Origin of the sequence: Aliiglaciecola sp. 3_MG-2023 (genome assembly GCF_030548205.1) — a bacterium.
GTDB lineage: Bacteria > Pseudomonadota > Gammaproteobacteria > Enterobacterales > Alteromonadaceae > Aliiglaciecola.
Genome location: NZ_JAUORV010000022.1, coordinates 1 through 25,121, shown reverse-complemented (window position 1 = coordinate 25,121; position 25,121 = coordinate 1). Strand labels below are relative to the sequence as shown.

The 25,121-nt window shown below is 40.2% G+C and carries 24 protein-coding genes and 1 pseudogene; 20 read left to right on the top strand and 5 right to left on the bottom strand.

The annotated features are described in order from the left end of the window. The first annotated feature begins 427 nt into the window (after window positions 1–427). The 4 genes from Q4574_RS19835 to kdsA all read left to right on the top strand — a co-directional run bounded on the left by Q4574_RS19835 (window position 428) and on the right by kdsA (window position 4,381). Window positions 428–1,978 (top strand): DUF3369 domain-containing protein, encoded by a 1,551-nt coding sequence (locus tag Q4574_RS19835; RefSeq protein ID WP_303476997.1) that lies wholly within the window; start codon window positions 428–430, stop codon window positions 1,976–1,978. Between the two features lie 205 nt (window positions 1,979–2,183). Then, window positions 2,184–2,555, top strand: coding sequence for a SirB2 family protein (locus Q4574_RS19830; protein WP_303476995.1), 372 nt, complete (start codon window positions 2,184–2,186; stop codon window positions 2,553–2,555). Window positions 2,556–2,635: 80 nt separating this feature from the next. Beyond that, entirely contained in the window at window positions 2,636–3,451 is an 816-nt protein-coding gene (locus Q4574_RS19825; RefSeq protein WP_303476991.1) for a SirB1 family protein, read from the top strand. Between the two features lie 78 nt (window positions 3,452–3,529). Next, entirely contained in the window at window positions 3,530–4,381 is an 852-nt protein-coding gene (kdsA, locus tag Q4574_RS19820; protein WP_303476987.1) for a 3-deoxy-8-phosphooctulonate synthase, read from the top strand. A gap of 16 nt (window positions 4,382–4,397) precedes the next feature. Here the strand turns inward: kdsA and Q4574_RS19815 are convergent, their stop codons facing one another. Continuing rightward, window positions 4,398–4,676 (bottom strand): hypothetical protein, encoded by a 279-nt coding sequence (locus tag Q4574_RS19815; RefSeq protein ID WP_303476984.1) that lies wholly within the window; start codon window positions 4,674–4,676, stop codon window positions 4,398–4,400. Between the two features lie 233 nt (window positions 4,677–4,909). On the opposite strand from Q4574_RS19815, the gene Q4574_RS19810 reads away from it, so the two are divergent. The 4 genes from Q4574_RS19810 to rlmM are packed head-to-tail and all read left to right on the top strand — an operon-like array spanning window position 4,910 to window position 7,865. Beyond that, window positions 4,910–5,815 (top strand): transcriptional regulator GcvA, encoded by a 906-nt coding sequence (locus Q4574_RS19810; RefSeq protein ID WP_303476981.1) that lies wholly within the window; start codon window positions 4,910–4,912, stop codon window positions 5,813–5,815. Further along, window positions 5,799–6,434: an alpha/beta family hydrolase gene (locus tag Q4574_RS19805; protein WP_303476979.1), complete on the top strand. Its 636-nt coding sequence runs from the start codon at window positions 5,799–5,801 to the stop codon at window positions 6,432–6,434. Before Q4574_RS19810 ends, Q4574_RS19805 begins: the two co-directional genes overlap by 17 nt. Next, window positions 6,431–6,802: a DUF423 domain-containing protein gene (locus Q4574_RS19800; protein WP_303476977.1), complete on the top strand. Its 372-nt coding sequence runs from the start codon at window positions 6,431–6,433 to the stop codon at window positions 6,800–6,802. The genes Q4574_RS19805 and Q4574_RS19800 overlap by 4 nt, the downstream gene beginning before the upstream one ends. Beyond that, entirely contained in the window at window positions 6,792–7,865 is a 1,074-nt protein-coding gene (rlmM, locus tag Q4574_RS19795) for a 23S rRNA (cytidine(2498)-2'-O)-methyltransferase RlmM (RefSeq protein WP_303476975.1), read from the top strand. The genes Q4574_RS19800 and rlmM overlap by 11 nt, the downstream gene beginning before the upstream one ends. Before the next feature lie 61 nt (window positions 7,866–7,926). On the opposite strand, the gene Q4574_RS19790 is transcribed toward rlmM, so the two are convergent. Genes Q4574_RS19790 through Q4574_RS19780 form a run of 3 tightly spaced genes read right to left on the bottom strand, consistent with a single transcriptional unit; the run spans window position 7,927 to window position 11,838 of the window. Beyond that, a complete protein-coding gene (locus tag Q4574_RS19790; RefSeq protein ID WP_303476973.1) occupies window positions 7,927–9,951 on the bottom strand; it encodes a DUF3488 and transglutaminase-like domain-containing protein in 2,025 nt (674 codons plus the stop codon). Further along, complete coding sequence (locus Q4574_RS19785; RefSeq protein ID WP_303476970.1) at window positions 9,948–10,919, bottom strand: DUF58 domain-containing protein; 972 nt, start codon at window positions 10,917–10,919, stop codon at window positions 9,948–9,950. Before Q4574_RS19785 ends, Q4574_RS19790 begins: the two co-directional genes overlap by 4 nt. A 1-nt stretch (window position 10,920) precedes the next feature. Continuing rightward, window positions 10,921–11,838 carry a MoxR family ATPase gene (locus Q4574_RS19780; protein ID WP_303476968.1) on the bottom strand — a complete coding sequence of 306 codons (918 nt, stop codon included), beginning with the start codon at window positions 11,836–11,838 and terminating at the stop codon, window positions 10,921–10,923. A gap of 273 nt (window positions 11,839–12,111) precedes the next feature. Here Q4574_RS19780 and seqA point away from each other — a divergent pair, with 273 nt between their 5' ends. The 7 genes from seqA to Q4574_RS19745 all read left to right on the top strand — a co-directional run bounded on the left by seqA (window position 12,112) and on the right by Q4574_RS19745 (window position 20,413). Beyond that, a complete protein-coding gene (gene seqA / locus Q4574_RS19775; RefSeq protein WP_303476966.1) occupies window positions 12,112–12,708 on the top strand; it encodes a replication initiation negative regulator SeqA in 597 nt (198 codons plus the stop codon). A 28-nt stretch (window positions 12,709–12,736) separates the two neighbouring features. After that, on the top strand, window positions 12,737–14,389 hold the full coding sequence (gene pgm, locus Q4574_RS19770; protein ID WP_303476963.1) for a phosphoglucomutase (alpha-D-glucose-1,6-bisphosphate-dependent): 1,653 nt from the start codon (window positions 12,737–12,739) through the stop codon (window positions 14,387–14,389). Between the two features lie 196 nt (window positions 14,390–14,585). Continuing rightward, the gene (locus Q4574_RS19765; RefSeq protein ID WP_303476962.1) at window positions 14,586–17,078 is read left to right on the top strand and encodes a glycogen/starch/alpha-glucan phosphorylase; all 2,493 of its coding nucleotides are present in this window, start codon (window positions 14,586–14,588) and stop codon (window positions 17,076–17,078) included. Window positions 17,079–17,253: 175 nt separating this feature from the next. Further along, a complete protein-coding gene (locus tag Q4574_RS19760) occupies window positions 17,254–18,567 on the top strand; it encodes a bifunctional diguanylate cyclase/phosphodiesterase (protein WP_303476961.1) in 1,314 nt (437 codons plus the stop codon). A 68-nt stretch (window positions 18,568–18,635) separates the two neighbouring features. Continuing rightward, window positions 18,636–19,661, top strand: a complete 1,026-nt coding sequence (gene astE, locus Q4574_RS19755) for a succinylglutamate desuccinylase (protein ID WP_303476960.1) — start codon at window positions 18,636–18,638, stop codon at window positions 19,659–19,661. A 9-nt stretch (window positions 19,662–19,670) separates the two neighbouring features. Further along, window positions 19,671–20,096 carry an HIT domain-containing protein gene (locus Q4574_RS19750; protein WP_303476958.1) on the top strand — a complete coding sequence of 142 codons (426 nt, stop codon included), beginning with the start codon at window positions 19,671–19,673 and terminating at the stop codon, window positions 20,094–20,096. Then, window positions 20,090–20,413: a heavy metal-binding domain-containing protein gene (locus Q4574_RS19745; RefSeq protein WP_216050300.1), complete on the top strand. Its 324-nt coding sequence runs from the start codon at window positions 20,090–20,092 to the stop codon at window positions 20,411–20,413. Before Q4574_RS19750 ends, Q4574_RS19745 begins: the two co-directional genes overlap by 7 nt. Window positions 20,414–20,424: 11 nt before the next feature. On the opposite strand, the gene Q4574_RS19740 is transcribed toward Q4574_RS19745, so the two are convergent. Then, window positions 20,425–20,925, bottom strand: coding sequence for a DUF2244 domain-containing protein (locus Q4574_RS19740; protein WP_303476955.1), 501 nt, complete (start codon window positions 20,923–20,925; stop codon window positions 20,425–20,427). A gap of 435 nt (window positions 20,926–21,360) precedes the next feature. Here Q4574_RS19740 and fdhD point away from each other — a divergent pair, with 435 nt between their 5' ends. The 5 genes and pseudogenes from fdhD to Q4574_RS19715 all read left to right on the top strand — a co-directional run. Beyond that, complete coding sequence (gene fdhD, locus Q4574_RS19735; protein ID WP_303476953.1) at window positions 21,361–22,188, top strand: formate dehydrogenase accessory sulfurtransferase FdhD; 828 nt, start codon at window positions 21,361–21,363, stop codon at window positions 22,186–22,188. A 32-nt stretch (window positions 22,189–22,220) separates the two neighbouring features. Further along, window positions 22,221–23,519 (top strand): alpha-amylase family glycosyl hydrolase, encoded by a 1,299-nt coding sequence (locus tag Q4574_RS19730; RefSeq protein WP_303476951.1) that lies wholly within the window; start codon window positions 22,221–22,223, stop codon window positions 23,517–23,519. Continuing rightward, on the top strand, window positions 23,509–24,072 hold the full coding sequence (locus Q4574_RS19725) for an isochorismatase family protein (protein ID WP_303476949.1): 564 nt from the start codon (window positions 23,509–23,511) through the stop codon (window positions 24,070–24,072). The genes Q4574_RS19730 and Q4574_RS19725 overlap by 11 nt, the downstream gene beginning before the upstream one ends. Before the next feature lie 42 nt (window positions 24,073–24,114). Further along, on the top strand, window positions 24,115–24,546 hold the full coding sequence (locus Q4574_RS19720; RefSeq protein ID WP_303476946.1) for a DUF3859 domain-containing protein: 432 nt from the start codon (window positions 24,115–24,117) through the stop codon (window positions 24,544–24,546). A gap of 233 nt (window positions 24,547–24,779) precedes the next feature. Continuing rightward, a pseudogene (locus tag Q4574_RS19715) lies at window positions 24,780–25,121 on the top strand (hypothetical protein); the annotation flags it as partial.

Here is a 25,121-nt window from a genome sequence, read left to right as displayed (position 1 = left end):
GAACTGGCAATGGATGTCTTTGTTATTCGTTCATTATTCGGGATTAAATATGGTGGTCTACGGTAAAGCGGAATAAAGCGTTAACAGTGGCTGTCCACGATAAAGCCTTAACAGTGGCTGTCTACGATAAAGTCTCATAAAGCCGTCCACGATAAAGTCTCTTGATGGCTGTCCACGAAATATGGCTGCTGTCCACGATAAAGCCTTAACAGTGGCTGTCCACGAAATATGAACAGTGGCTGTCTTCGATAAAGCGATAAAGCGTTCGATAAAGCGGATGTTAATTACCAATAGGAAATAAATGATTTCCTAAGATCGCGTTGAGTTATTCGATAACTCAAATCCTTTCATGTGATTTCAAATTTCTATGGCTCGTGAAGATTCTAAGTGTTAGATTATTGCCGAGAATTATCTATGGGGTTTTGCTATGTCTGATATGTTTCTGTTCGCTGAAGATACAGATGAAGAAATTGAAGTTCAAAAAGGTGTATGGAAAGTCCTCATAGTTGATGATGAACCTGAGGTTCATGCGGTGACTAGACTTGCGTTGAACGATTTTGTTTTTCAGGAAAAAGGGCTGAATTTTATTAGCGCCTATAGCGGTGATGAAGCCAAAGAAATGTTCCAAAAACACAATGATATCGCGGTTGTTTTGTTAGATGTTGTGATGGAGACAGATGAGGCTGGTTTAGAAGTTGCTGAATATATACGTAATGAGCTGCATAATAATTTCACGCGAATTATTTTACGAACCGGGCAACCCGGACAAGCCCCTGAACGTGATGTTATTTTAAATTATGATATTAATGATTATAAATCAAAAACAGAATTAACCGCTCAAAAGTTATTTACGGTCATCATTGCCTCACTGCGTTCTTACCGAGACATTATGGTGATTGAGGAAAACCGAAAAGGCTTAGAGAAAATTATTTCTGCCTCCGCAAATTTGTTTTCGATACGTTCCTTAGAAAATTTTATAGAAGGGATTATTCAGCAGCTATCCTCTCTACTGGGGGGAACAAAAGATGCCGCATATATCACTTCTGCCGTCGCAGCGCCCAATCCAATTGATATTTTAGAGCCTAAAAAGTTTTTTCTTTTTTCTGGAAAAGGCGAGTATCAAGGTCAAGAAGGCGCGCTATTAGAAGATGTGGTAACAGGAGAGGGGCTTATCGCCTGTAAGCAAGCGCTAGAAGAAAAGTCCCTTGTTTATGGAGAAGAATATGTAGCAGCTTATTGCCAAGGCAAACATGCTAATGGGGCGTTATTGTATTTATCCGGTATTCCCAAAAAGATGAATCGTTATGACAGGAAACTTTTGAGTATATTTAGTGATAACGTGCAAATAGCTTTTGACAATGTGCTACTGACTAAAGATATAGAAGATTCACAACGTGAAATAATTGAACGTTTGGGGACGGCGATCAATAAAGAGTTTAGGATTGGAATGCGTATTCAGCGAATGGTTGAAATGTGCAGGCTTTTGTCTAATGAATATGGTCTTTCTGAAACTCAGATTGAAATATTTAGTTTGGCATTACCCCTCTATCACGTTGGAAAATTAAGTGTACCTACACATATATTAAGTAAGCCAGGACCACTCAATGAACAGGAAAAAAATAGCGCTAAGCAGCATGCACAAATAGGCTATGATTTATTGAAAGACTCGCGGCGGCAAGTTATTCAATCTGCGGCTGAAATTGCCCGCGATCACCATGAACATTGGGATGGTAATGGCTACCCTCGAGGCTTAAGAGGCGAACAAATTCACCTGTACAGTCGAATAACCGCCGTCGCCGATGTTTACGACGCCCTGCGCAGTGAATTAATCTGTAGTGACGCTTGGTCGTTGGACAAAGTTCAAGAAACCTTTTTACAGGCAAAGGGAAAACAGTTTGAGCCCAAGCTGGTTGACATGCTTTTTGCCAATCTAGATAAATTTGAAAATATCCAGCAACAATTTCCCGATCCTATTTAACTCAGCGTATTTAATAGACAGCCACACTAACAAGCTGGTGGCTGATTAAACTTAACTGCAGAATAATCTAGCCAATATCATTCATAAAAATCCAATTTGAGCAGTGACTTAACATAAAGTGCTGGTCGCTTTATGCATCTTCCTTTATATTGAGGCTCGAATTTATCCACCGAAACATAGTAATTAAAAAGGGCGTTTTATGTACATGATGGCTAAACATCTCCACCTTACTGCAGTGGCTTTAAGCATTATTCTGTTTATTTTACGATTTGTATGGTTACAACGTAAATCTGCATTGCTACATAAAAAATGGGTGAAAATCGTCCCTCACATTGTCGATACCGTTTTACTCGTTTCGGCGATAACACTATGTTTTATTGTACCTTTTAATCCTATTCAGCATCCTTGGTTGTGGCAAAAAATCCTACTCGTTATCGCCTACATAGGTTTGGGGTTTTACGTCCTAAAATTTGCCAATTCGACTCTTAAACAATGGGGCGGGTTTGCTTTAGCTATCGCCTGTTTGTCATTAGCTGCGAATTTAGCGTTTAGTAAACAAGGCCTTATTGCATTCTAAAATTTAGAGACTGATTGCTATTAAGTTTACGGTGATAACCCCGATAACAAGACATAAATGTAACGTCGTCTGAGGGTAAAGTGAAATCGCTTGAGCATGCAATCAATGAAAAAAATTCTTTATTGGCGAGTTTATTACTAACTCAGCAATTTGAAAAAAGTGTGGATGTTTTTAAATACATTGCACAAATTGAAATTCTCGCTAATAAAGTTGCCAAACAGATTGATTCTTCAGCACCTGAACTAGATAGGTTTCAGCAGCTACTTGATGGCTTTTACACTGCATTGGCGTTTAGTGGCGATGAAAACGATCTCTTTAATTCTCGATATAGTTTGATAGATAAAGTCATCGATTATCACACTGGGATTCCTGTCACTATATCCATTGTTTTTTCTGCCATCGCAAATCAGTTAGGATTCAACGTGAAGGGGGTTAACTTTCCTGGACACTTTTTAATTCGTTTACAAACCGTAGAAAAGCGACTGTTATTTATCGACCCGCTAAATGGTAACACTATTAAATGGCAAGAATTAGAGGCTTTATATTTTAGTATCGTCGGGGAAACAGAAGATGAGGAAATGCCAGCCGATATTTTGAACGTGGCCACTACTGAAGAAATATTGGTGAGGTTGTTACACAACTTAAAGGCTTCGTACATCCGCGAGGAAAACTATCAAATGGCCCTGCGGGCGGTCGACTTATTGATTGAATTTTGCCCCAATGATCCTTATGAGCGTCGTGACCGCGGGTTTTTACTTCATCAATTAGAGTGTCCGCAAGTGGCTAAAGCGGATTATCAATTTTTCATAGAGCACTGCCCACAAGATCCCTCTGCACAAATACTAAAGCTGCAAATGCGCAATTGGGAAAATGCCGTAAGCGTGGTTTTACATTAATTGTCTTTACTACGTCCTACAATATTTCTACTATGCCTGTCATTATTATAAATGCCTTAACATAGAGAATTAATTTAAGTGAATAATCTAAAAACTATTTCCGTTGGCAATATTGAGGTTGCTAATCACAAACCTTTTGTTTTGTTTGGTGGTATGAATGTACTAGAGTCTCGTGATTTAGCTATGCGTATTGCTGAGCATTACAAAGAAGTCACCACGCGATTAAATATTCCTTACGTTTTTAAAGCTTCTTTTGATAAAGCCAATCGTTCATCGGTTCATTCTTATCGTGGTCCTGGAATGGAAGAAGGCTTAAAAATATTTGAAGAAATTAAAAACACCTTTGATGTTCCACTCATTACAGATGTGCATGAGCCTCATCAGGCAAAACCTGTTGCTGAAATTGTCGATGTTATTCAATTACCAGCATTTTTAGCCAGACAAACAGATCTCGTCGTCGCAATGGCTCAAACTAATGCAATTATTAACGTTAAAAAACCGCAGTTTTTAGCCGCTCACGAAATGCGTCATATCATCAATAAGTTTTTAGAAGCCGGTAATGACAAAGTTATACTGTGTGAACGAGGATCTTGTTATGGCTATAATAATCTTGTAGTTGACATGCTTGGCATGGATGAAATGAAAGATTATGCGCCGGTTATTTTTGATGCAACACATGCATTACAAAAGCCAGGTGGGCGATCAGACTCTGCTGATGGTCGCAGGGCTCAAGCGGCTCAACTTGCTCGCAGTGGTATGTCACTCGGTCTAGCTGGATTGTTTATTGAAGCTCACCCTGAGCCTAATCAAGCTAAGTGTGACGGACCTTGTGCGTTAAAACTAGATAAATTAGAACCTTATTTATTACAAATGAAACAGTTAGACGACCTAGTCAAAAGTTTTGAACCTTTAGACACTAGCGCTAACTAAAAGCCTCACGGCGAACTTATTCAGTTAGTTTCGCCGTGTTGTTGTTTGCAGTAGAAGTTTCTTCAATTTCAACAACAAGTTTTTGTAGTGCTTGTGTCGCAGTTTGAGATGCAACAGAAAGTTGAGAAGCTTCGATTGCCGTCGATGGTTGAAGGTCTGCCAAGTTTTGTTGAAGTAACGCGTCGATGGTTGAGGCTAATGACAAGCCCATGTCAGCTGTTTCATTTGCATTGGCTACAGTAAAAACACTCGTGTTTAATGCTATTGCTAAAGTAAGATATTTTAAGTTTTTCATTTTTTTCTCTAAATTAATTTCATTATAAATTATCATTTTTGTCATATTTATTTAACAAAAATACCAAATTAAGTTAATGTTTTACATACATAAAATTTTAACTTGTCGCTATTTTATACAATAATGTAGAACCTTGAAAATGACATTTAGTATGGATAAGCATTAGAAAAACTAATGAATGTTAGGCGTTTCTAGTTTATCCTTAGCTCAATCCATTAAAAATAAGATTTGTCATGAATCGCAGATTGCCCCCGTTAAATGCGCTACGAGCATTTGAAGCCGCTGCAAGACATTTGAGCTTTACCAAAGCGGCAGATGAACTCTTTGTTACGCAAGCAGCCGTTAGCCATCAAATTAAGAGTTTAGAAGAGTTTCTTTCAATCAAATTATTTTTGAGAAAGAATCGTTCTTTACTGCTCACAGAGCAAGGACAAAGCTACTACCTAGAATTAAAGGAATTGTTTGAATCGCTACATTTAGCGACTGAAAGGCTGTTAGCCGCAGGTGCTAAAGGCGCTTTAACCGTAGCGATGCCGCCAAGTTTTGCAATTCAATGGCTAGTTCCAAGGGTCAACCAGTTTAGTCAGCAATACCCTGATATTGACGTGAGGATCAAAGCCATAGATTTTGACGATGGTTTTTTAGAAGACGACGTTGATGTGGCCATTTATTATGGAAGAGGTAAATGGTCAGGGTTAAAAGTAGACAAACTACATACTGAATATTTAACCCCAGTTTGTTCGCCAATGCTGTTTAATGGCTCTAAACCATTAGAGAGTCTCAACGATCTTAAACATCATCGCTTATTACACGACAGTACCCGAGAAAGCTGGAAAACCTTCATAAGACAATTTCATATAAATGGTGTGAAAGTAGAGCAAGGTCCAATATTCAGTCACACGATGATGGTGCTCCAAGCCGCTGCCCTTGGTCAGGGAATTGCCTTAGCAAATAGTGTGCTGGCCAGACCCGAACTGGCTTCAGGACGGTTAATTTGTCCCTTCGAGGAGCGTTTAGTTAGCAAAAGTAGTTATTACCTAGTTTGTCATGAATCCCAAGCAGAGTTAGGTAAAATTGCTACTTTTAGGCATTGGCTTTTGGAACAGGTTGAAGAGGAGCAAGATGAAGATATTAATTAATCGCCCAGATAAGCCATTTGCACGTTTTATTTTTGCCCACGGAGCGGGAGCAAATAAACAGAGTCATTTCATGGAACAAATCGCCAAGTTGCTGTGTCTAGGGGGAGTCGAAGTTGTGCGTTTCGATTTTCCGTATATGCTTCGCGCGGCTGAAAAAAATAAACGTCAGCCACCAGATAGAGCTAATATATTACTTCAAGACTTTACAGAGATGGTAAATAGTGCCGATACAGAATTGCCACTGTTTATTGGTGGTAAATCCATGGGCGGAAGAATGGCCTCAATGCTGGAATCTGCTGGGACAGTCGAAAACGTTAACCTTATAAAAGGTGTCATTTGTTTAGGCTATCCTTTTCATCCGCCTGGTAAACCAGAAAAACAACGTACTGAACACCTATATGACGCTAAGTTACCTATACTGATTATTCAGGGGGAGCGAGATACGTTTGGCAACCGAAGTCGAGTGGAGTCTTATCAGCTTCCTAGCATTATCGATGTTCAATTTTTAGCGGCAGCGGATCATAGTTTTGTACCGCTTAAATCGAGTGGGATTGGGGTAGATGAGCATATTCGCTCGGCTGCCGATCAAATAATAAAATTTATGAAGGGACAAATATGAAGTTTTTATTAATGTTTGCTTCTTGCGGTGCTGCACTGTCAGTGTTGCTGGGCGCGTTTGGAGCTCATGCATTAAAAGACACATTGCCGGCAAGTTCGTTAGGTTACTTTCAAACTGCAGTGCAGTATCAAATGACTCACAGTCTAGGCATGTTAGCTTTTTTGGTGTTTTACGCTTACTGGAAAAATGAATGGTTAATTTGGGGGGCGCGATCATTTGCTTTCGGCATTTTATTTTTCAGCGGCAGTCTTTATATCTTAGCTTTCACTAATCTAAAGTGGGTTGGGCCAATTACGCCATTAGGCGGTTTGTGTTTTGTTGCAGGATGGGTGTGTTTATTAGTGGCAGCTTACGAATATGAGGATTAATTCGCTACTGTTCTACTGCCGTGCAGGATTTGAGGCTGATTTATGTTCTGAGTTACAGGAAAAACTGAGTGAACTGGGAGTTTACGGTTACCCTCGGTTTACAAAAAAATCTGGATTTGTTCAGTTCATATGCCACCAAGATGGGGATGCTGAAAAGGTAATTCAACAATTGGCAGTCCGGGAATTAGTGTTTGCTCGGCAAATGTTTGCAAGTACTGATCCTATTTCTTTAACTGACACTTCAGATCGCATATCGCCGATACTTGAGCATTTACACGACAAGACTCTTTTTGGTGAACTGCGGGTGGAGTATGCAGATACAACCGATGGCCGCGAACTATCAAAGTTATGTCGAAAATTAGCCGTACCCTTAAGACAAAGTTTACGTAAGCACAATTTACTTACCGCAAAAGAACAAAATAACAAGCCGTGTTTGTTTGTGTTTTTTGTCACGGGTACAGAAGTGATCCTAGGGTTATCTAACCCTAAAAAGCACAGCCCCTTTCCTTTGGGCATTTTACGTCTGCGTTTTCCATCATCAGCTCCTAGCCGCTCAACCCTTAAATTAGATGAAGGGATTCAATTGTTTATCCCTAAAGCTGAGATGTCACAGCGTTTTGAGCCGGGTATGCATGCAGTTGATTTAGGTGCATGCCCTGGTGGTTGGACTTATCAATTAGTGCAGCGAGGACTGTTTGTACAAGCCGTTGATAACGGTGCCATGGATGAAAATTTGATGGAAACAGGACAAGTAAGCTACTTTCCTGAAGATGGCTTTAAATTTGAGCCAAGAAAAAAGAATGTTCAGTGGTTAGTGTGCGATATGATTGAACAGCCCCAGCGTGTTGCTAAATTGATGGCAAACTGGTTAGTTAAAGGGTGGTGTAAAGAAGCCATTTTTAATTTAAAACTGCCGATGAAACAAAGACATGAATCGGTTACTCAAGCGAAAAAAATTGTGGATGAGATAATGACCAAGCATGCTGTTAAATATGAATGGCAAGCTAAACACTTGTATCACGATCGGGAAGAAGTCACTGTTCATATTAAAACTAACTTATGACAGGTTAGATCTCCGCGGGAAAAAATTTGTCTCCTTGTAATAAAGAGCGAAAACGCTTGGTTTAGTGTTTTAGCTGACGAGAAACTGCTTTTTTCAACCTCAACCATTGAATTTTCATCAGCGCTTTATTATGAGAAGCTTGTTGTTGCGTTGTCTTTGTATACTGGTGTTGCATATATATTTGTGTGACTTGATTAAATGGCTGATGCAACGAATTGGGAAGTTTGCGTTCAACACTATTGGCAAAATCTAGAGGCCCTTGGGATTTTGGTCTATAAATATGTAACTTAGCTAACAGTTTTTCTGATTTTTGATAATATTGGCTAATATAATCACGTTTTCTACCACGTAACGATGGCACAAAGAAAAATGCTAATAGTAGCCCAATTAAGCCAATCACACTTAATCCAAATAGAGCTAATTTTTTGGGGGTTAATTCTCCAATCAATGATTTAATCAGATCTTTTTGCGCGCTTTTATCGAAACCCAAAATCCATTTTGTCCACACAAAGTCGATATCCTGTAGAAACAGTCTTACATCTGTTAACCAAGCAATGGAGCTAAAACCGTCGAGAGAAAACGGTGAATCTATCAACTCTGCAGCCTCTTCTATAGCTGTTTTCAAACCAAATGTCACCCTATTAGGGGCAACAATGGCTGTGGGATCATATCGTTGCCAACCTTTGTCAGAATGCCAAGCTTCAATCCAGGCGTGGGCATCATATTGATATACACTCATGTAATCTTGCTCACGCATTTCGCCTCCTTGATAGCCGGTTACTAGGCGCGCTGGAATATCTGCTAGTCGTAAAATATATGCCATCGCTGAAGCATAGTGGGAGCAAAATCCCTGTTGTTGTTCAAATAAAAAAGTATCTACTGGATTTGATTGCATCAATGGGGGCTGCAAGGTGTATTCAAAGGGTTGCTCAGCAAAAAAAGCGAGCACTTGGTTTATGAATTCTTGATCATTGGGAAATTGACGTCTTAAATTTTTAACCCAGCGCTGAGTTTCTGGGTTCCCTGAATCAGGGCGTTGGGTATTAATTCGATGATCGACACTATAGAGGGCTTGGTTTAGTAGAGCGTCAGGGAATGAACGTAATGAATATTGAAAGTTACTCACCAATGCGGTGTTACTGGTTAATTGGTACTCATGACTTTGCCAAATTTGGTTCGCGCTTTGAGGGCTATCAGGCACACCAATATCGATGCTATATAACCAGTTTTGATGAGTCGGCTCGGTGATGATTTGATAACTGAAATAGCGGCCACTTAGTACTGGCTTGAATTCTTTATTGTATTGCTTGTATTGACGCTGGATCGCTTTACGTTCTGGCGATACTCGCCAGGTTTTACCATCAAATTCTTCCATCACTATGGCACGCCAATAGCGTTCTTGCGGTAAGGGGATATTGCCACTAAACGTGACTCTGAATGCTAAATCTGCACTTTGAGATAGTTGCGCTATATCACCGGGAGTAACTTTTTCCGCGAGTCCAGTTTGATGGGATTTAGAGGTCGGCATTTGCCACAAAGGTCCAATTTTAGGTAAAACAATGAATAACAAAACGGCAATAGGCAAGGCTTGTACGCCCATGACGGCGATGCGTTTTAGGTTTTTGTTAATTCCCAGGCTTGGACTAATATGGCATGCCAAAGAAAGTAAAAGGAGCAATGTCAGGACTAAATAGAAAAGGCTAAAACCGATACTATTTTGAAAGATAAAACCACAACCAATTAAAAAGCCACAGCAAGTGATTAATTGATAATAATCTTTAATACTGCGCAGTTGCATCAATTTTAACGAACAAGCCAAAACAAGTAGGTTTATCATGCCCAAGAGCACACCGAGCTGCAAACTAAAATAGGCCAGAACTATTGCACTTAATAGCGCCAGAAGGTTTAGTGTGCGCACTGACGGTGCATGTTTGTGTAAGTCCAAGTACAAGGCACTACGCATCACTACGGCACAAACGACTAAAATCAAAATCCAGCCCATCACAGGCGCTAATAAACTCAAGCTAATACATAAAAAGACCAGAGTTAGAATGATATGAGCATGATTTTTAGAAGAAGATATCATGCATTAACACCTTTTAAGTACGGCGAGTGCAGAGCTAACGCTTTCAAACAGGCATTTTGATGCTCTGTGCCACTACTGGGCTCAATTTTAAGGTTGCCTAAATCCAGCCCAAATGTGCTGTTGTTTCGTGTTAATTCAATCACTTGAAAGCATAGCTCGCTAAGCTTTTGTTCTATATCCGCAGCGCGTAATGAGGCCAACATTAACCAACCTGTAGCCCCAGATTGATTAGAAAACTGCTTAGAGATCATGCCTTGGCCTTTCGCCACTTGTTTCCATGCTACGTGATAAAGAGGTTCCCCCTGTTTATATGGGGCTAAACTATCAAAGTCATCATGGCCTTTAGCTGTTGAATCTGCTTCATTTACCTCCGCCAAATCATCTTTACTGATTAACCGCACTTTACTCGCCAGCGGTTTCGGGTAAATCAGAATATCTGATACAAATGCCAGATGAGTCCAACAACTGATTAAACCAAGTGGGTAGGTGCTGGTAAGTGTCACTCGAGGTAACTTTAATTTGCCTCTAGCTTCACAATCCAAAGGCAGGTAAACCGGATAAGTAGAATCGTCCAAGTCAATATTTACACTATGTTTTAATTTCCAAAAGTTGAGCTTGAGAAGTCCGTTAGAAACGCGTTTATTGTTGTGGATCCATATGGGAATTTGCAGCTTTTCGCCGGCGAATCCATGTTTTACCTTGCCCAATTGAACTTCCAACTTGGCAAAATTAAGATAAGCGATAAAAAGGTTTAATAGGAACAGAGAGAGTAAAAAATAACATAAGAATATCATCAAGTTATTTTGGTAATTACTTCCTAAAATAAACAAGCCAAGACATAAGAGTAGGAATAGACCACCAAAGCGTGAAGGAAAAATGAAAATACTTCGGTAATTTAATTTATATTTATGTGCTTCAGGAATTCGCTTATTTAGCCACCTTTCAGCCACAGCTTGCCATCCAAACATATTAAGCTGCCAAGGGATCAATGGCTTCTAATAAGCGATCACTCAAGCTTGTTTGTCCATTAAAGTCGGACAAGGCCGCACGCATGCGGTGTTCTGCAACTGACGGCAACACTGCCTGTATATCCTCAGGGATCACATAATCTCTACCATGCAAAAATGCCCATGCTTTAGACGCTTGTAAAAGGGCTTTACTTGCTCGCGGCGATAGTGGGTTAGGGAAACCTTCGTTCTCTCGACTGTGGGTAACTAATTTAAGGATGTACTCTAGAATCGCATCAGATACGTTAATTTTCATCACCTGCTCTTGCATTTGAATAAAAGTGGCAATGCTTAAGCTAGGCTGAGGTGTTTTATTGACATTAATATTCTGTTCTAAAAGCATGGTTTTTTCAGCTTGCCAATCTGGATAGCCTAATTGAATGCGCATTAAAAAACGATCAAGTTGAGATTCTGGTAAAGGATAGGTACCTGACTGATGCATAGGGTTTTGCGTTCCAATGACAAAAAATGGGGTGGGTAATGTTCGTGTTTCCCCATCTAAACTTACTTGTTTTTCTTCCATTGCTTCTAATAACGCACTTTGTGTCTTTGGACTCGCGCGATTAATTTCATCGGCGAGAATCAATTGGTTAAAAATAGGCCCAGGGTGAAACTGAAACGATTGCTTTGTGCTATCGAAAATATTTAAACCAAGCATATCGGCGGGTAACAAATCTGACGTAAATTGGATGCGTGAAAAATCTAGTCCAAACACGCCTGCAAGGGCGTGGGATAGCGTTGTTTTACCCATGCCAGGTAAATCTTCAATTAATAAGTGGCCATTAGCTAATAAACAGGTAAAGGCTAATTTAATTTGTTTGGGTTTGCCAATGACCTGTTGTGATACTTGATTCATGGCATCTTGCAATTGTGGATGCATAGTTAGCAATACCTTGTTTTTTATTTTAGTATTTGAAACGTAATACTCACTTACCTTAATTTTAGACTATGGGATGCACAGTGTAACTCTTGGGGTTAATACACAGGTATAAATCCAATTATATTTTTGATCTTTAGACCTAAAAAATAACAAGGTATGTCAGTAATAAGTAGCAAATACAGCGAACTAGAAAAGAGAAGTGAATTTTTTACTGAAAAAAAAATATCATTCGTCCTATAATAGTGCCACTTTTAAATAGCAGTTATTAGAAAAATGAAAACGATTACTATCGACGATGAACTATATGGATTTATTGCCTCTCAAACTAAGCATATCGGTGAAAGTGCTTCAGATATCTTGCGTCGAATTTTGATTGACGAGTTAGGGTTAGAAGCAGGGGAGAACCCCAATGTCGACGTGTCTAAACCTGCAGAAGTGAATAGAGAAGTTAAAGATATAAATAAAGTTAAAAAAGCCCGAGATGCTCAGGCAAACGCACAAACAACCGGTGACGAAGTGGTTGATGCAAGTTCGTTGTTCGACTTGTTAAATCAAGAAACTTTCGATCAGCCCATGAGTAAAGTTGAACGTTTTTTAAAGATGCTAGGTGCATTGCATCAAACTCATCCAGAACGTTTTAACGCTGTATTGGAAATAAAAGGTAAAGGTCGACTCTATTTTGCGACCGATAAAAAGAAATTGTTAGAGTCAGGCAGCAGCACCAATCCAAAACAAATCCCAGGTTCTGAATATTGGGTAGTCACGAATAACAATACTGAGAAAAAATGTACTATGCTAACTAATACCGCTGCTTTGTTAGGGTATTCTAAAAGCAATTTAGAACGCTTAAGTAAAATATTTAAAGCGTAACTCACTAAAACTCACTACTAGGATTATTATGGCAATTCATCCACAGGCAGGACAGCCGGCCGCTCCAGAACAACTAGTCAATGTTGCGCGTTTAGTCAGCGCTTATTATTCCAATAAACCGAATCTAGACGACCCAACACAAGCTGTGTCCTTTGGTACCTCTGGTCATCGTGGTAGTGCTTTTTTAAATACATTCACAGATGTGCATATTGCGTCTATATGTCAGGCATTAGCTGAATACCGAAGCAATCAAAATACCACTGGCCCCATGTACATCGGTATGGACACCCACGCATTATCAGAGCCTGCTTTTATTACTGCAGTAGAAGTTTTAGCGGCGAATCAGGTTAACATGATTGTGCAACAGGCCCGTGGATATACACCTACACCTGTGGTTTCCCACGCTATTCTTAATTACAACCGTGGTAAGCAATCGGGGTTAGCCGATGGTGTGGTAATTACGCCTTCCCATAACCCACCTGAAGATGGTGGGTTTAAATATAATCCCACTCATGGTGGTCCTGCCGACGGGGATGCGACTAACTGGATCCAAGATAGAGCGAACAGCATTATTGCCGCTGGGTGCTCCGAAATTAAACGAATGGACTTTGATTCGGCGATGAAATCGGAGTTTGTTCAAGAAGTCGATTTGTGCGAACAATATGTAAACGAACTCGATCAAGTGGTGGATCTAAAAACCATATCCGAAGCAGGATTGAGCCTTGGGACCGATCCCTTAGGTGGGGCGGGGTTAGGCTACTGGGATAAAATAGCTGATAGATATAACCTGAATATCAAGGTGGTGAACAATAAAGTTGATCAACAATTTGGATTTATGCATCGTGATAAAGACGGCAAAATTCGCATGGATTGTTCTTCTCCTTATGCCATGGCTGGTCTCATAGAGCTTCGTCAAGACTTCGATGTGGCCTTTGGTAATGATCCCGATTTCGACCGTCATGGAATAGTCACTAAAACCGCAGGCCTAATGAACCCTAATCATTACCTAGCAGTAGCGATTAACTACCTTTACCAACACCGCAGTGATTGGCCGAGCCATTTGAAAATTGGCAAAACCCTAGTTTCCAGCAGCATGATCGACCGAGTTGCTAAATCCCTAGGGCGAGAGTTGTCAGAAATGCCGGTGGGCTTTAAGTGGTTTGTACAAGGCATGCTAAACAGTGAGTTTGGCTTTTCTGGGGAGGAAAGTGCCGGTGGTATTTTCTTACGCAGAAATGGACAGCCTTGGGCAACCGATAAAGATGGTATTATTCTATGTTTATTAGCGGCCGAAATTATGGCGGTTACGGGCAGCGACCCTGGTGAACATTATCAAAAGTTAACAGAGCAGTTCGGTTCACCATGTTACAAGCGCATTGATGTTGCTGCCAGCCATGAGCAAAAACAAGTGTTAAGCAAAATGGATAAATCGGTGATTACTTCTACTCAATTGGCGGGTGAAAAAATCAACAACATTCAAACCCATGCGCCAGGTAACAATGCTGCTATTGGTGGGGTGAAAGTAAGTACCGAAAATGGTTGGTTTGCCGCTCGTCCTTCCGGCACAGAGAACGTTTATAAAATCTATGCAGAGAGTTTTAATGGTGAAACACACCTAGATAGTCTTCTAAATGAAGCGCAAAATTTAGTAGATGGCGTGTTTAAATCGAAAAATGTTTAAAAAATGTGTTTATTCTGTTTTTAATTTGTTAATGGTGGCCGATTTTTTATAAAAAAATCAATTAAAACCTTTAAATTAACAATTTATTAACAGAATTGATTGGAATTTCCTGCTACAACTACGGTCATAATATGAGCTGTAATTTTATTACAGCTTTTAGATTGAATTGTTAGTTGTAATAGTGGGAAGTTCTGTCATGCCAAAAGTTAATCTTAAAAGCAAAGCCTTAGATGAGCCAGAGAAGCTCAGTAAGAGTGATATTAAAGATTCAATTGTCCGTCACCTCCATTGTTCTTTGGGGACAGATGAAAATAAAGCCAACAATCATGCATGGTGGAAAGCGGCTTGCGCTGCTGTACAAGAACAAGTCCTCGAGCGTTTACGCCGTACTCAAAAATCCCATTATTTAAACGATACTCGTGCGGTACATTATTTTTCCGCCGAATTCTTAATGGGTCGTTTAATGTCGAATAATTTGCATAATTTAGGCTTATTTGAAGTGACAGAACAAGCCCTTCAAGAATTGGGTGTTAGTCTTACTGATGTGATGGAAGAAGAACCTGATATGGCACTCGGTAATGGCGGGCTGGGGCGTTTAGCGGCCTGTTTTATCGACTCCCTTGCAACTATGGACCTGCCCGCTGTTGGTTATGGTATTCACTATGAAAATGGGTTGTTCCGTCAGGAAATTAAAAATGGTGTGCAAATCGAACGACCAGATAGTTGGCGAGATTATGGTAATCCTTGGGAAATATGCCGCCCTGAATCTATTCAAGAAGTACCATTATTTGGCTATGTAGAAACTAAATACGGTGAAAATGGACGTATATTAAAAGAGTGGCACCCTGGTTCTATTGTAAAAGGTATTCCTTGGGATATTCCAGTGGTTGGTTTTGGCGGTAAAACCGTCAACGTTTTACGCCTATGGCAAAGCCAAGCTTCAGGTTATTTTAACTGGGATGTATTCAATGCTGGTGGCTACGTTGATGCCCAATCAGAAAATGTGCAAGCCGAAACCATTTCTAAAGTTCTATACCCTAATGACGAAACCGAAGCAGGTAAAGAGTTGCGCTTAATTCAGCAGTACTTTTTTTGTGCCTGTTCACTTAAAGACATTATTCGGCGCTACAAACGCGCTCATGGGGATGATTGGAGCCGTTTTTCTCAACAAGTTGTTATTCAGTTGAATGATACCCATCCCGCCATCGCGATCCCAGAATTAATGCGTATTTTGGTGGATCGCGCCGAACTGGATTGGGATGATGCATGGAAAATTTGTCATCAAACCTTCGCTTATACAAATCATACTTTATTGCCTGAGGCGCTAGAGAAGTGGCCAGCAAGAATGATTGAAAAAATATTACCTCGTCATTTGGAGATTATTTACGAAATTAATTCTCGCTTTTTAGCCGAAGTTGAAAAAAAGTGGCCTGGTGATAATAAGATCAAGCAAAAGTTGTCAATTATTGAAGAGAGCAGCGACAAAATGGTGCGTATGGGGAATTTATCCGTCATAGGATCATTCGCGGTTAATGGGGTGGCTGAGATCCATTCCAAGTTAGTTAAAAGCAATTTATTTCCAGAGTTTGACCAGATGTGGCCTAACAAGCTTACTAATGTAACCAACGGCATTACTCCCCGTCGATGGCTAAAAGCGTGTAACCCGAAATTATCAGCATTGATAGACAAAAAAATTGGTACTGACTGGCCACTGCACTTAGATAAATTAAAAGGCCTTGAGAAGTTTGCAAAGGAAGCTAAGTTTCAAAAAGACTTTATGAAAATCAAGCTTAATAATAAAGTTGCCTTAGCCACTGAAGTGAAAAATTTAACCGCAATTGAAATTGATCCTAAAGCTATTTTTGATGTTCAAATCAAACGATTACATGAATATAAACGTCAACATCTAAATTTACTGCACATCATGGCGTTATATCGCAGGCTATTGGAGGACCCCGACTACGACATGCATCCGAGGGTTTTTCTATTTGGTGCTAAAGCCGCTCCGGGCTATAAGCTAGCCAAAGATATTATTTACGCTATTAATATGGTTGCAGAGCGTATCAATAACGACGAGCGAGTGAATCAAAAATTAAAAGTCGTGTTTTTGCCCAATTATCGGGTGAGTTTAGCTGAAAAAATGATCCCTGCAGCAGACGTATCTGAGCAAATTTCAACGGCGGGTAAAGAAGCGTCAGGCACAGGTAACATGAAGCTATCATTAAATGGTGCTTTGACTATTGGCACCATGGATGGCGCGAATATTGAGATTGCCGAAGAAGTGGGTGATGAAAATATCTTTATCTTTGGTTTAACCGTAGAAGAAGTTGAGCAGTTGCATGCGCAAGGTTACAACCCTTACGATTATTATTATCAAAACTCCGAACTTAAGGCGATTTTAGATTGGTTGGAAACCGACTATTTTACCCCTGGTAAACCTGGAGCCTTATCTTCGTTGAAGCATAGTTTGCTTGAAGACGGTGATCCTTATTTAGTGTTAGCAGATTTTGAAGCCTATTCAAATGCGCAAAAAGAGGTGGATAAGGCGTATCGAGACACTAAAGAGTGGGCGCGTATGGCCATTCTAAATTGTGCCAGAATGGGCAAGTTTACGTCGGACCGTTCCATACAAAATTACGTCGATCGAATTTGGAAACTAGACGCTTGTGAGGTAGAACAAGGCTTCTAAGTAAATAGTTTAAGTGAAGGCAAAAATAGACCCTGACTAAATTAACTCTTTGATGAACAAAACAGCGAATACGCTAGGAAAAGGCTCAATTATGTAATTGAGCCTTTTCAATTGTACCCAGATACGTATAGAATCTTATTAATCGCCTAGCAGGGTGCCTAATAAGAAAAATAATATGGGTCAGGCTCATCAGACGTTAGCAACAATTCCAAATAGATATGCGTTTTTAGATCGTATCGATGAAGCGGTGAAGCGCGATAACAAGTTATCTTTAATGTTAATTGATGTCGTACGCTTTTCAGACGTTAGCAGTTCCCTTGGTTACCAAGTCGGCGATATTATTTTGTTGGCTATCGCTAATCGCATTAAGTATTTATTTGGACGAGAAATTTTATTCGGCAGAATGAGTGGGGACATATTTGGGATCGTGATCCCTGGTCGCCATGGTGATAGACAATTGCGTTTCCATTTTGATCACTTAGTAGAACATTTCAAAACGCCCATAAACTTTGACGGCCATGCGTTTATTGCAGACTTTAACGTTGGTGCAGTGGCGAATGAACCAGATAATCAAGATACTATTAAGTTACTGGCTGCCGCCGAGTCCGCGTTAAAACAAGCCAAAGAAAATAAGTACGAGAATTTACATATTCTCAATATGAGCCAAAAAGGCCAAAGTGGTCGTTCTTTAGCGTTAAAAGCCGATTTGAAGCGGGCATTTCAAAATAATGAATTAGAGATTTATTTCCAACCTAAAGTTAGTTTAAAAACATTGAAAATAGTTGGGGCAGAGTGCCTTTTAAGGTGGAACCACCCTTTAGACGGTGTGTTATTTCCTGGCGCTTTAATCGAAGCCGCTGAATCGTATAATATGATGAATGAATTGGGAAACTGGACCTTAGAAAGAGCGTTTCAAAGTGCACTGGATTTTAAACAGCAAGGGATCGATATTGTCTTGTCGGTTAACATGTCACCCACTCAGTTATACGACTTTAAGTTTATTCCCAAGCTGCGAGAGTTGCAGAAACGCTATAATATCGATTTAAACTGCTTAGAACTTGAACTAACCGAAGACGTAGCACTTTCTAATTCGTTGATGGTTAAACGTCAGTTGTCAGAAGCCCGAGGGTTGGGAATGCGGGTATCTGTAGACGATTTTGGTAAAGGCTATTCGAATTTAGCCTATATTCGTGATTTGGCTTTAGATGCGATAAAAATAGATAAAACATTCGTACTGAGATTGGAAGAAAACCCAGTCAACTTGGCTATTATTCAAGCCGCCCAAGTGATTGGAAGAGCGCTAAATTGTGACATAGTAGCTGAGGGCATTGAAACCTTAGAACAAATGCATATGTTGCGCGAAATTGGTATTGAGTGCGGACAGGGATTTCTCTTTTCCAAAGCGATTCCACAAGGTGATTTTGTTCACTTGTATCATACAGATTTAATAGTGGGAACGTCACAGCCATTTATGTCCAGACCTGCTTAAACCCAGTGTGTCTGGTTTGTAACTTGGCAACTAGCTAGCTGCCATTATTTATAACATTAAGAGGTTATATGTTAGTTGAGAGGCTCACCTTATCAGGTCAATTTCTGGCGCTTTCCAGAACCGAACCTCAATTATTTAATCAGCCCACTGAGTTTGTGTTAGCCAATGGTGTCATCGTCAATATAACTAGCCCGGGGATCATTCAGTTTACCCCAGTGGGTTCCTCTCGAAAGGATATAGTGTTGTCTTGTGGCGTTCACGGGAACGAAACAGCACCCATTGAAATATGCGATGATTTGGTATCACAAATTCTTCGTTTAGAACTCAACCCTCAACATCGACTTTTGGTTATTTTTGCCAATTTACCGTCAATGGATATTGAAAAGCGTTTTGTAGAAGAAAACTTAAATCGATTGTTTAGCGGTGCTCATGCTACCTCTGCCGGCGGGAACAACGTAGAACGGCAGCGGGCAAAAGAGCTGGAGCAAGTGGTAGCAGATTTTTATACTCAAGGAGGGAGTGCTTCAGAGCGTTTACATTACGATTTGCACACTGCTATTCGGGCGTCTAAAAATGACAAATTTGCGGTATACCCATTTTTGCATGGTAAGCAACACAGCCTTGAACAGCTGGCGTTTTTATATGCTTGTGGGGTGAACACTTTTTTACTCTCTGAAAGCCCCACTACTACTTTTAGTTATTATTCATCTCACCAGTTTGGCGCTCATGGGTTTACCGTTGAATTAGGAAAGGTTCAGCGATTCGGTGAAAATGATATGTCTAAATTTGTCGCCGTTAGAAAGACCTTAACTGATCTTATCGTCAAAAAAGAATTGAAATTACCTGAATTTTCGCCCCGGAAATGTTTTATTTATCGAGTGAATCAGGTCATCAATAAGCATCAAGCAGATTTCAAATTACACTTCGATACTGATACCCCAAATTTTACTGACTTTGAAAAAGGATATTTGTTAGCCTCTGAAACGGGCGCGGAATACCGCTGTGAGTTTGATAATGAAGCCATTGTTTTTCCGAATGAAAACGTGGCAATTGGACAACGGGCACTGTTAACAGTAGTCGCAACAAAAATATAAGGAGAAAGCATGCATAATGCTGATTTCCAACTCGACCCACAATTAGCCAAAGACTGCTTTGAGGTATGTGATTTACCTCTGAGTAAAATTTTACTATTAAACGATCTTCAATACCCTTGGTTTATCCAAGTGCCCCGGGTTAACAATGTCTCTGAGATTATTGATTTGAATGAAGCCCAGCAAAGTCAGCTTTGGTATGAGTCTAAAATTCTGAGTGAATCTATCAAACATGTATTTCAACCTTTTAAATTGAATATAGCAGCCCTCGGTAATATGGTTTCGCAACTGCATATTCATCATATTGCCCGATTTCAAAACGATGTCGCCTGGCCTAAGCCCGTGTGGGGAGTTGCAACCCCTAAGCATTATGAAAGTGCGGATTCAACGACTTTAATGGACAAAATGGCCACTTTATTAGGAGAAAAAATATGTTAGTGACAACCACAAATAACTTAGATGGTAAGAAAATTGAGCATTATTACGGTGTGGTAGTAGGCGAAGCAATAATGGGGGCGAATATACTCAAAGATATTTTTGCTTCAATACGTGACATAGTCGGAGGACGTTCGGGATCCTATGAACAAGAGTTGACTAAAGCCCGCAAAATCGCATTTACTGAATTAACCGAAGAAGCTCGAATGATGGGCGCTAATGCAGTGATTGCAGTTGACATTGATTATGAAGTTATTGGTCAAAATGGCAGTATGCTTATGGTGAGTATTTGCGGAACTGCGGTAAAATACGTCGATTGAATAAGATTTTGTTAGTGAGTTTTCCACCATTTGTCATTCACTTCCATGATGCCATTTTGGGTGAGTAAGTCGCGAGCAATGACACAATCTTGTTGATTTAAAAACTCTCCTAGCTTAATGCTGATTTTCTCATCAGTTAACATCATTTGTAGTCGGTCATATGCATTTTCTGCCTCTATGACCGACAAGTGTGTTTTTCGCCTTTCAAACTGCCATTTAAATACGGGCTGTTTGACACCACATTCTATCTGAACCTTATCTGGGTTAATGGTAATGACTTGTTGGCTGTAACAACGCCGATTGACTTTATGCATTAAAAAAGCAAGTAGTGCGACTTCAAAACCCGCGAAGGGCAAAATTAACCAAATCCCCAAGAATGCCCAAATTATCGCAATTAACAGGACAAATACTGTTATCAGCAATACGACTAATTTTATCTCCTTCCAACTGGCTGAACAATTTGGACTTAAGGTGATAATGGTGTGCTTATTTTGAGTAAAGTGTTTAACCATGGCTAATAATGACTAGCAAACTGAGACTTGGGTTTTAGCCGAAATTGAATTATCAGCTCATTTAATAGGTAACATATTGTAGTGTTATACACCTTTAAAGCCTCTCATGCTGCAAGTTAGTCGCGCTGGTAGAATCGGCGGTGACCATACTATGTTTTAGCTCAGTTTATGACTTTTTCCAAGGTATATTTAAGCGATAAAAAATAAGTGATGAGTATCTAAATATTGAATTTTGGTCTTTTTTTTAGGTGATAATCGTTATTTTAAAGCTACTGAATAACCCGCATATGATTGTATTAGGCTGGCAGAGGCAGCCGTTGCAGAATAGAGTAGCAGTCTCTAGATTAAGTAATTGAAACTATATTTTGTTGATATCATCCCCTAATGTTCCAGATACTGTATTCTGTTATGGAGTTTATTTAATAAAAGCCCAGTATGGAAGAATCGATTCAATATAATATCGTCAGCTATCACGATTCAGCGAACCACAAAGTCGATTGGATTGCTTGCGAGCAGCCATTGGAAATTTGGCTTAAGTTTTATAAGACTGCGAATGAAACGCAAAAGGTGTACTTACATTCCACCATGCGAACTCCCGGTGATGATGTTAATTTGGTCAAGGGCTGGTTGCAGTCTATTGATTTACTCAAAGTTAGCGATATCTTAAGCATTACACATACAGGCAAGGGTAAATTAAAACAAAACACCAGTAATCGAATTGTGATCACCTTGAAACCAGGCAGTAACGTTGATTTATCGACGTACAAGACGAGTCAATTATCTGTTTCAAGTTGCGGAGTGTGCGGACAACAAAATATCGACCGCTTATTAGAAAACTTGTTGCCTATAGATGATGAAAATCGGGTTTCGATGGCAGTGAGGACGGTCTCAGAGTTACCCAATAAATTGCGCCAACAGCAAGCTGTTTTTTTCAAAACCGGTGGGGTGCATGCCGCTGGTCTAATAGATAAGCAAGGAAATTTAGTTGCCACAAGTGAAGATATTGGCAGGCACAATGCTTTGGATAAGTTAATCGGTAAACACATGGCGCAGTTACCCGGTCAATATGCCGTATTGCTAAGTGGCAGGGTAAGTTTTGAAATGGTGCAAAAGTCGGCTAGAGCGGGTTTTAGCATGATTATTGCCGTAGGCGCGCCTACCAGTTTGGCGGTAGATTTATGTCGAGAGTTAGATATTGCTTTAATCGGTTTTATTAAAGGCTCGCAATTCAACTTGTATCATGGAGAACGCCAACTAATTTAAAGGGTTCGCCGAGCAAACAGGATTTATTCCCAATGGATCATACACCCAAAAAATATGTGCAAATTGATACTCCTGAGTGGGTGAAAAATGCGGTGATATACGAAGTGAATATTCGCCAATTCACCTTTGAGGGAACTTTCAATGCTGCACAAGCTCATTTTCCTCGCTTAAAATCTCTCGGTGTCGATATCTTGTGGATTATGCCAATTCATCCCATTGGAGAAAAGAACCGAAAAGGTTCCTTGGGCAGTCCCTATTCGGTGAAAGATTATTATGCCGTGAATCCGGAGTTCGGTGATTTAGGGGATTTTCAGGGTTTTGTAAAAGCAGCCCATGCATTTGGCTTCAAGATTATTCTCGATTGGGTATGTAACCATAGTGCGTGGGATAATCGGCTCGTGGAAGAGCATCCCGACTGGTACGCAAGGGATTACAAGGGCGACTTTACACCCACTCCTTGGTGGAACTGGGATGATGTTATTGATTTTGATTACTCTCATTCTGCGCTTCGTGCCTATATTGCTAGCGCTATGCGTTATTGGGTGGAAGTTGCTGACATTGATGGCTTCAGGTGTGATGTGGCGGGATTTATCCCAAATGATTTTTGGGCAAAAGTGCGGTCAGAGTTAGATACCATCAAACCCGTATTCATGTTGGCCGAGTGGGAGTCAAAAGATCTCCATCAAGATGCTTTTGACATGACTTATGCGTGGAGTTGGAATGAGATTATGCATGGTATTACATGTCATGGCTTACCTATTAGTAAGCTTTTTAAATATTATTCTTGGAATGAAAAGTCTTACCCCATAGAAGCGCATCGAATGACTTTTTTGAGTAATCACGATAAAAATGCGTGGGATGGTACTCAACATGAGCAATTTCAACAGGGGTTAGAGGCTGCAATTGTGTTGTCGGTGATTGGCGAAGGTATGCCACTGATCCACAATGGACAAGAAGCTGGGGAAACAAAACGTCTGGCGTTTTTTGAAAAAGATCCCATTCATTGGCAGCCCCATCATATAGGTGATTTGTATCAAAGATTAATTCACCTTAAAAAATCACACTCTGCCTTGCATAACGGGCAATGGGGGGCAAGAATGATCCATGTTCCTAATTCTGCCCCTAAACAGGTGTTTAGTTTTGTACGGTCAGATAAAACGAGTAAAATTTTTGTTGTGTTAAACTTATCTAATCACTCAATACTAGTGAAGTTCCAAGGGACGTTATGCTTAGGGGAGTTTAGCTCTTTTTTCGAGAATAAACGCGTAGAGATTAAGTCAAATACCGAGCTGGCAATGGCACCATGGGGGTATCAGATATATGTCAATTAAAGAAATGACGCCAGAAACAACACAAGTGTTAATGGTCGATATACAGCGAAAATTGTTTGCAACGATGCACAATCACCAAGCTTTATTGCGGCGCTGTCTTACGTTGCTTGGGACTGCACAACTGTTTGATATACCCATTACAGGGGTAGAGCAGTACCCCAAAGGGTTAGGAGAAACCCACGAGTTGTTGCAGCCTTATGTTCAACGTAACTTTACCAAAACCGCATTTTCTGCTTTTGCGCAAACAGATTTAGTGGCGCACTTGGATCAACTCAGAACCGCAAGTTGTAAAGCGAATTTGTTGTTGTTAGGTGCTGAATCTCATGTGTGTTTGTATCAAACAGCCATTGATGCCCTTAAGGCGAATTATAGGGTTACCATTGCATGGGATGCTACGGCTTCCCGTTATGAATCAGACCGAGAACTAGCAAAGCAACAATTGATCGCAGCCGGTTGTCATCTGGTTTCCGTGGAAATGGTGGTTTTTGGTTGGTTAAAAGATGCTAAACACAAACATTTTAAAGCGGTGAGTGAATTGCTCAAGGCCCACTAAGTTAGATAAATCTCACCGATAGAATTTAAGAGATTCGCAGTAATGGCAAAACATAAAGCCCAATTTGAAATAACCAGTTTTGGCCTTTACGAAGGCTGGGACACCAAGAGTAAAGAACTACCTTCTATTCGTAATTTCACAACGAAAATCCCTGCTACTTTAGATGTGGAATTCGGCTTTATTTTGGAGGTCAAAAAGGGCAAAGGGCTGAAGTTGGAATTCACTATTTATCATCCAAATATTCCCGACAAAAAGGGCAATATAATGCCACCCTTTACCGGTGACGTTTATGTGCGAAACAACAATTGGGAATTCTATTTAGGCGATACAGTATGGTCCCCCATTCACGACAAGGTGGGTGACTGGCGCATGGTAATTGAATGTGAAGGTAAAATTGTAGCTGAAAAAACCTTCACGGTTTTAGAAGAGTACGCTGATGGCGAGATTCAATTTTGGAAAAAACGCGGTTATTGATTTAATGTGTTGTAAGCAAGGGTATCACTTTCTAGAAAACCTTTATCGAGCGTAAAAACCGAAGCGCTATGAAGGAAGTAGTTAATTGCTTTCATATGATTCGCAATGGGAAAAGGCCGTAACGTCGAATAAACCTCTCACATTTTACTTTTTTGACATGGACAGCCACAAACTGGACCCTAGGGAAACCCACATCAACTATTCTTAAATATTCTTAATTCAAGGAATGAATTATGCCATTGGCAAGGAAGCGCCAAATCAGTCTTTCAGACACCCCTTATTATCATTGTGTATCCCGCTGTGTTCGTCGGGCTTTTTTGTGTGGCGAAGATAAACTGACTGGAAAAAGTTATGAACACCGTCGCCAGTGGGTGGAAGACAGGTTGTTGTTTTTAACTGCCGTATTTGCCATTGAGGTGTGTGCTTATGCGGTGATGAGTAATCACACCCATGTGGTACTGCATGTTAATTCTAACAAAGCAAAGAGTTTGACATGGACAGCCACAAACTGGACCCTAGGGAAACCCACATCAACTATGCTTAAAGTATTCTTAATTCAAGGAATGAATTATGCC